The sequence below is a fragment of the Kitasatospora sp. NPDC057518 genome, assembly GCF_042802075.1.
Classification (GTDB): Bacteria; Actinomycetota; Actinomycetes; order Streptomycetales; family Streptomycetaceae; genus Kitasatospora.
The window spans coordinates 23,926-31,527 of record NZ_JBHVEU010000039.1 but is presented as its reverse complement, the minus strand read 5'-3'; the positions used below and the strand labels follow the sequence as shown (position 1 = coordinate 31,527).

Annotated in this window: 5 protein-coding genes; all 5 read right to left on the bottom strand. The window is 73.5% G+C overall.

The annotated features are described in order from the left end of the window. Nucleotides 1-42: 42 nt before the first annotated feature. Nucleotides 43-1,749: an ABC transporter ATP-binding protein gene (locus ACFU7Z_RS06560; RefSeq protein ID WP_380776629.1), complete on the bottom strand. Its 1,707-nt coding sequence runs from the start codon at nucleotides 1,747-1,749 to the stop codon at nucleotides 43-45. Between the two features lie 71 nt (nucleotides 1,750-1,820). Next, the gene (locus tag ACFU7Z_RS06555; RefSeq protein ID WP_049651523.1) at nucleotides 1,821-2,810 is read right to left on the bottom strand and encodes an ABC transporter permease; all 990 of its coding nucleotides are present in this window, start codon (nucleotides 2,808-2,810) and stop codon (nucleotides 1,821-1,823) included. Further along, a complete protein-coding gene (locus tag ACFU7Z_RS06550; RefSeq protein WP_380776627.1) occupies nucleotides 2,807-3,886 on the bottom strand; it encodes an ABC transporter permease in 1,080 nt (359 codons plus the stop codon). The genes ACFU7Z_RS06555 and ACFU7Z_RS06550 overlap by 4 nt, the downstream gene beginning before the upstream one ends. Before the next feature lie 32 nt (nucleotides 3,887-3,918). Beyond that, complete coding sequence (locus ACFU7Z_RS06545) at nucleotides 3,919-5,640, bottom strand: ABC transporter substrate-binding protein (RefSeq protein WP_380776625.1); 1,722 nt, start codon at nucleotides 5,638-5,640, stop codon at nucleotides 3,919-3,921. Nucleotides 5,641-6,150: 510 nt separating this feature from the next. After that, the gene (locus ACFU7Z_RS06540) at nucleotides 6,151-7,566 is read right to left on the bottom strand and encodes a DUF6519 domain-containing protein (protein WP_380776623.1); all 1,416 of its coding nucleotides are present in this window, start codon (nucleotides 7,564-7,566) and stop codon (nucleotides 6,151-6,153) included. Nucleotides 7,567-7,602 lie beyond the last annotated feature (36 nt).

Genomic DNA, 7,602 nt, shown 5'->3' with positions numbered 1-7,602 from the left:
GTCGCACCCCGTGAGGTGCGACCCGGGCCGGGCAGTCGACGGTCAGGCGCCGGCGGAGGCCAGGCGGGCGTGGCGGCGGGCGGTCGCCTCGGCCGGGTCCAGGACCGGCACGGCGGCCAACAGGCCCTTGGTGTAGGCGTGCTGGGGGGAGTCGTACACCGTGTCGGCGTCGCCCTGTTCCACGATCCGCCCGGCCCGCATCACCGCGACCCGGTCGCTCACCTGCCGGACCACGGCGAGGTCGTGGGCGATGAAGACCAGCGCGAGGCCGAGGTCGCGCTGCAACTCGCCCAGCAGCTCGACCACCTGGGCCTGGGTGGTGACGTCCAGCGCGGAGACCGGTTCGTCGCAGACGATCAGCCGCGGCCGGGGCGCCAGCGCGCGGGCGATGCCGACCCGCTGCCGCTGCCCGCCGGAGAACTCGTGCGGGTAGCGGTGGTACCAGTCGGCGTCGAGCCCCACGCGTTCGAGGAGTTCGCCGACCCGGCTGCGGATGTGGCGCTCGTCGCTCTCCCCGGCGATGCGCAGCGGGTCGGCGATGGACTCGCCGATGCTGCGGCGCGGGTTGAGCGAGGACACCGGGTCCTGGAAGACCATCTGCAACTCCCGCCGGATCGGGCGCAGTTCCTTCTCCCCGAGCGCTCCGATGTCCCGGCCGCGGTAGTGCAGCCGGCCGCCGGTCGGCTCCAGCAGCCGGACGAGCATCCGCCCGAGCGTGGTCTTCCCGGAGCCGGACTCGCCGACCACGCCCAGCGTCTCGCCGGCCCGTACGGTGAGCGAGACGCCGTCCACGGCGGTCACCGGGCCGGTGCGCCGGGTGAGGCCGCCGCGGGTGGCGAACTCCCGGCGCAGGTCGACGGCTTCGAGCAGCACCTCGTCCCCGGCGGGCCCAGCCGGCTTGGCCGACCTGGCCGGCTCGGCGGGCTCGGCCGGACCGGCGGGCGCGTCGACCCGGGGCACCGCCGACAGCAGCGCGCGGGTGTACGGCTCGCGCGGAGCGCCCAGCACCTCGGCGACCGGCCCGTGCTCCACGGCCCGGCCGTCCTTCATCACCAGCACCCGGTCGACGCTCCCGGCGACCACGCCCAGGTCGTGGGTGACCAGGACCAGCCCGGCCCCGGTCTCGGCCCGCAACTCGTGCAGCAGGTCGAGGATCTGGGCCTGGACGGTGACGTCCAGCGCGGTCGTCGGCTCGTCGGCGACCAGCAGCCGCGGCTCGCAGGCCAGGGCCATCGCGATCAGCACCCGCTGGCGCATGCCGCCGCTGAACTCGTGCGGACGCGACCGCGAGCGCCGTGCCGCGTCGGCGATGCCCACGCGGTCGAGCACCTCGACGGCCCGGGCCCGGGCGTCCCGGCGGGAGACGTCCCGGTGCACCCGCACGACCTCGGCGATCTGGTCGCCCACCGCGTAGTACGGGTCGAGGGCGGAGAGCGGGTCCTGGAACACCATGGCGGCCAACCCGCCGCGCAGGCGCCGGAGTTCGTCGCCCTCGGCGGTGACGGCGTCGACGCCGGCGACCCGCACCGAGCCGCCGATCCGGGCGCCGGTGCCGCGGTGCAGGCCGAGCAGCCCGTAGGCGACGGTGCTCTTGCCGGAGCCGGACTCGCCGACGATGCCGAGCGCCTGCCCGGCCTCCAGGGTGAAGCCCACGCCGTCGACGGCGCGGACGTGGCCGTCGCCGACCGGGAAGTCGACGACCAGGTCCCGGACGTCGACCAGGGCCTCGCCCCGGGCTCCGGCGGCCAGGGGTTCGGAGCCCCGGGGCTCGGGGCTCAGGGGCTCCGGGTCCAGGGGCTCCGGGCTCAGGGTTCCGGCGCTCACGTCAGGACCACCCTTCGGTCGGTCACCGCGTAGAGCACGTCCGCGATGACGTTGGCGAGGACCACGAAGAACCCGGTGACGAGGGTGAGGCCGACGACGGTCGGCAGGTCGATCAGGCCGACCGAGGTGACCAGCAGCTTGCCGAGCCCCGGGAGGCCGAAGAGCGACTCGGTCAGCACGGCGGACCCGAACATCGTCCCGAGGTCGATGGCGGTCAGCGCGATCACCGGGGTGAGCGCGCCGCGCAGCGCGTGCCTGGTCACCAGGTGCCGCTCGCTGACGCCGTACGCCCGGAAGGTCCGGATGTGGTCGTCGGCGAGGGTCTCCAGCATGGAGGAGCGGGTCAGCCGGGCGTACTTCGCGGACTCGATGAGCGCGAGCGAGACCCAGGGCAGCAGCAGTCCCCAGAACCACTGCTGCGGGTCCTCGGTGAGGGGCACGTAGCTCGGGAACGGCAGCCACTGGAGCTGGGCGCACAGGACGATGAGCAGCACCAGGCCGATGACGAACACCGGGATGGAGCTGCCGGCCAGCGTCAGCGCGGTCAGCAGCCGCTCGCTGAGCCGGCCCCGGCGCAGCGCGGAGACCAGCCCGGTGCCGACCCCGAGGACCAGCCAGAGCACCATCGCGCCGAGCGCCAGCGAGGCCGTCACCGGGAGCCGGGCGGTGATCATGTCGGTGACCTGCTCGCCGCTGCGGTAGGAGATGCCCAGGCAGGGCGCCTGGCAGTGCAGCAGGCCCGTCCCGGCGCTGAAGTCGCGGCCGGCGACGACGCCCTGGAGGAAGTGGGCGTACTGGAGGTAGACGGGCGCGTCGAGGCCCAGCCGTTCGCGCACCTGGGCGACCTGGGCGGGGCTGCACTTCTCGCCGCAGGCGAGCTGAGCCGGGTCGCCGGGGGCGATGTAGAAGACCGCGTAGACGACCAGGGAGAGGACGAGCAGGACGCCGAGCATGCCGACGGCCTTGCGGAGCAGGAAGCGGGTCATGCGGTGGCCTCCTCGGAGGGGCCCCGGCCCGTGTTCGACGGACCGGTGTTCGACGGAGCGGCACTCGACGGAGCGGCACCCGAGGGGCCGGCGTTCGACGGACCGGAGCCGCCGCGCGCCGTACCGACCCGCAGCCGGGAGGCCGCACGGGGGTCGAGCTCGGTGCGGACGGCGTCGCCGAGCACGGTGAAGGCGAGCACGGTGGTGAACAGCAGCGCGGAGGGGAGCAGCACGTACATCGGGTCCGCGCGGAACCAGGTGGTCGCCCCGGAGAGCATCTGGCCCCACGAGGAGGTCGGCGGCTTGACGCCCACGCCGAGGAAGGACAGCCCGGCCTCGGCGACCACGTTGGACGGCAGCAGCACCGCCGCGTAGGTGATGACCGGCGCGGCCAGGGACGGCAGCAGCTCCCGGCGGGCGATCCGCCACCGGGTGGCGCCGGCGAGCCGGGCCGCGGCCACGTAGTCGAGCTGCCGGAGGCTGAGCGTCTGCGCCCGGACCACCCGTGCGGTGCCGGCCCAGCCCAGCAGCCCGATGACCAGGGTCAGCAGCAGCGGGCGGGGGAATCCGGGGGGCACGACCGCCATCAGCGAGATGGCGAAGACCAGCGTGGGCAGCGCGAGCATCACCTCGGTGGTGTTGCCGATCAGCTGGTCGAGCCACCGGTTGCCGAGGCCCGCGGCGAGGCCGAGCAGGACGCCGATCGCGACCTGGACGAGGGTGGCGCCGACGGCGACGAGCAGCGAGATCCGGGCGCCGTGCACCAGTCGGGCGAACACGTCCCGTCCGGTGCCGGGTTCGACGCCGAGCCAGTGCTCGGCGCTGACGCCGCCGAAGGAGCCGGTGGGCACCCCGCCGGCCGCCGAGTCGAGCAGGTCGTTGTGGTAACTGGTGGGGTCCTGGCCCTCGATCGCGCTGAGCAGCGGTGCCGCCGCGGCGATCAGGACGAGCAGGACGATGACGAGGCCGGCGGTGAGGGCGGCGCGCCGCGCGAGCAGCCGCCGCCACACCTGTGGTCCCCCGGCGGCCGGGGAGGCCGCAGGGGCCTCCCCGGCTCGGGGTTGCTGTGGAGCCATGGTTGTCCGATCGATCCGTCCGGTCCCGTCCGCTACTTGACCGCGACCTGGGAGATGTCGAGGACGCCGGTCCAGTCGCTGATGACGATGTTGCGGACGTCCTTGCCGGACAGCCGCTTGTAGACGGGGTGGAACAGCGGGACGGTGAGGGCCTGGTCGCCGATCCGCTTGTCCAGGGCGCCCCAGCGCTTGGCGGCCTCGGCGTGGTCGGTGATCTTGTTGATCTGGTCGATCTCGTCGTTCACCGAAGGGTCGTCCAGCTGCGCGGAGTTGAAGTTGTAGCCGTCGGTGACGATCTGCCGGCCGTCGAAGATCGGGGCCAGGAACGGGCCGCCGGACGGCCAGTCGGCGCCCCAGCCGGAGAGGAAGAGGCCGGGCTCGGTGCCGACGGTGTGGATCGTCTTGGAGTACCGGGTGGAGTCCAGGGCCTCCAGCTGGACGGTGATCCCGGCGGCCTTCAGACCGTCCTGGACGGCGGCGGCCAGGTCCGGGCCGTAGCCCTTGCCGGTGGCGCTGGAGTGGGTGAGCGTGATGGTCAGGCCGTCCGGGTAACCGGCCTCCTTCAGCAGCTCCCTGGCCTTCGCCGGGTTGCCCGTGGCACCGGCCGGGAACGGGTCGTACGGCGTGTACCCGAAGGTCTCCTGGGCGGGCAGGTAGGTGGTGGCGGCCTCGGCGAGCGAGGAGCCGCCGGCCGCGTTGACGACCGAGGTGCGGTTGATCGCGTAGGCGACGGCCTGCCGGACCTTGGGGTCGTCGAAGGGCTTGACCTTCGGGTTGAACGCCAGGTAGTTGACGTAGCCGAAGTGGCCGGTGCCGACGCGCGCGGCGAGCGACTTGTCGTCCTTCACCTGGGCGAGCTCGGAGGGGCCGAGGTTGGTGTCGGTGGTGACGGCGGCCGCGTCGGCGCCGGTGCCGGCGGAGAGCCGCTGGTTGATCACCGCCGGGTCGAGCCCGGACTGCACGTCGATGGTGTCCGGGTACGCCTTGCGCTGGTCGTCCGTCGCCGCCGACCAGTTGGGGTTGCGCTTGAGGACGAGGTGGGCGCCGTCGTTCTCGTTCTTGACGACCTGGTAGGGGCCGGAGGAGACGGGGTGCTCCTGGTACTTCGTCCCGGTGTCCTTGGCCTTCGGGACGGGGGCGAACTGCGTCTGGGTGGCGAGGTACGGGAAGTCGCCCTCGGGCTTGTTGAGACGGAAGACGATGGTCTTCTCGTCCGGCGTCTCGATGGCGTCCAGACCGCGCGCGTCCTTGTACGGGCCCTGGTAGTCCGCGGCGCCGACCAGCCAGTCCCTCAGGAACGGTGCGCCGCCCGAGAGTTCGGGGGCGAATGACCTTTCGATGCCGTACTTGATATCGGCCGTGGTGATCGGCGAACCGTCCTCGAACGTCAGGCCGTCCTTGAGGTGGTACGTCCACACCGTCGCGCCCTCCGAGGGGGTGCCGGTGTCGGTGGCGAGGTCCGGGACGACCTTGGTGCCGGCCGCGCCGTCGGCCCGGTTGCGGGTGGTGAGGGTGCGGAAGACCAGGGAGGGGACGTTGCCGCCGCCGGAGGTGTAGAGCCGCGCGGGGTCGAACTGGTCCTGCGGGTTCTGGTTGAGGACGGTGAGGGTGCCGCCCTGCTGCGGCGCGGCGTCCTTGCCGGAGCCTCCACCGCCGTCGGCCTTCGGTCCGCACGCCGCCAGCCCGACGACCAGTGCGACGGTGACGGTCGCCGCGGCGAGGCGGCGAGGGGTGAAGGTGGTGGTTCGAGACATCGGAAAGGGGGCCTTTCGCTACCGATGGTGTACGGAGGAAGGCGGGCGACAGTGAGGCCTGGGGAAGTGAGCGGCACCGCGCCCGCAGCAGGGGGCGACGCCCCGACGCGGCGATCACCGCTAAAAGCGTCGGGACAGGGCGGATTCAGCGACAGAGATTGTCGGAAACGCAGTGCGCGGCCACGCCGATCAGCGCCAGCTCGATGGCGGCGCACGTGATCGGGTGACGGTCAGACATGCCGAGAAGAATGTATGACGATAAGGAGGATGTCAAAAAGCCCGACCACCATTCGGACAACACGTGAACACCGCGAACACCGGGGGTACCGGAAGCACCACGAACACCGCGAACACCGGGAATGTCCGCGACGTATCGGTGGGATGACCGATGTGCGCGGGTGGGGGGCGTGGCCGGTTCCCCTTTCGCCGTCGACGCCCCCACCCGGGCCCGCTGCCCTCGGCTCGAGGACGCCGACGGCCCTGCCGCGCCCGCCGTCGCGCCCCGGCCGATCAGATCTCGGAGCGGGCGGTGGCCGTCAGCGGGGCGAAGGTCTGGCGGAGGTCGACGACGGTGGTCGGGCCCTTCACCCAGGCGAGCGGGGCGTGGTGCACCCGCACCCCGGCCGGCTCCTGGAGCAGCGCCTCGCCGGCCGGGTTCCGCGGCCACTCCACCGACCCGGTGGCGGTGCGGGCGGGGACCAGCCAGTAGTCCCCCCGGGTGTAGGCGCCGCCCGGCCGGAAGTACACCTGGACGCCGTCCTCCAGGTCGAGCCAGGCGCCCTCCGCGAGCTGCAGGGCGCCGCCGGCCAGGGGCAGGGCGTCCCGGCCGCGGGCCTCCCGGTGGTCCCAGCGGCGCAGGAAGGGGTGGAGCTCGGCCAGTCGCCCGACCCCGGGGACCGGCTCGGCGGACAGCCGGACCCGGCGGCCCGGCAGGTCGATCTCCTCCACCTGGAGCAGGTTCGCCGCCTCGTCCCGGCTGACGTACGCGCTGTCCGCGACCTCGACCCGGTCGCCCACCGAGAGGCCGAGCTTGTCGTCGTCGCCCAGCGTGTCCAGGGCGACCCAGACGCCCTCGACCGAGGCGACCGGGAGGACGACCGAGCCGTTCTCCCGGGACCACTTGAAGGTGGCGCCGCCCTCCGCCGATCCGCCGTGGTGGACCTCCACCCGGTACAGCTGGTTCTCCGGGCCCCGGTAGCCGGCCTCGGGGTGCGCCAGGCACGGGTCCTCGCTGGCCCGCTCCGGCCGCCGGGCCCGCGCGGCCAGCCAGGAGGAGGGCCGCTCGCGGGGCGCGGCCCAGGCGTCGAAGGCCTCCAGCACCCGGGACGGACCGCCGTCCGGCACGTTCAACTCCGAGGCGGGAAGGGCCAGTACCTGCCAGACGACCTTGGCCCGGGCCGCCGTGTCGGGCATCGCCGCGCCGAGCGCGACCTCGCGGATCTCCGGGTCCTCCACGGCCGTGACACTGCGCTCCCAGACCTTCAGGTAGACCAGGAACGGGAACGCGTCGGGCAGCCGGTCGCCGGGGCGCTCCTGGTCCCGGTAGGCGTCCGGCTGGTCCCAGTACGTCCAGCCGGCGGGCGCCTCCCGGGTCTCGGCGCCCCAGACGCCGTCGTCGGGCACGGCGGTGCCGGGCCCGGGCCGGTCGGCCTCGCACAGGACGCCGTCCACGTAGTACCGGCCGCCGCCGATGGCGAGGTCGTCCAGGTCGTGGTTGCCCGGCAGGTAGCCGATCGCGAACCCGGCCGCGCCGGCGGGCCCGCCGCGCCGGCCGATCAGGTCGGTGGCGAGCGTGCGCAGCTGGTGGCGCTCGATCGCGGCCTGCTCGTTGGCGTCGGCGTCGAGCTGGACCCGGCCCTGCTGGGTCAGCACCGCGGAGTAGTGCCTGCCGGGCCGGAAGGTCAGGCGCGAGAAGTCTGCGTGCACGGGGTCCCTCTCACAGTCAACGGTCTTCAGTCGGTT

Coding starts and splice junctions, on each gene's coding strand:
- ACFU7Z_RS06555 (WP_049651523.1), bottom strand. CDS start 2,810: ATGACCCGCTTCCTGCTCCGCAAGGCCGTCGGCATGCTCGGCGTCCTG.
- ACFU7Z_RS06550 (WP_380776627.1), bottom strand. CDS start 3,886: ATGGCTCCACAGCAACCCCGAGCCGGGGAGGCCCCTGCGGCCTCCCCG.
- ACFU7Z_RS06545 (WP_380776625.1), bottom strand. CDS start 5,640: ATGTCTCGAACCACCACCTTCACCCCTCGCCGCCTCGCCGCGGCGACC.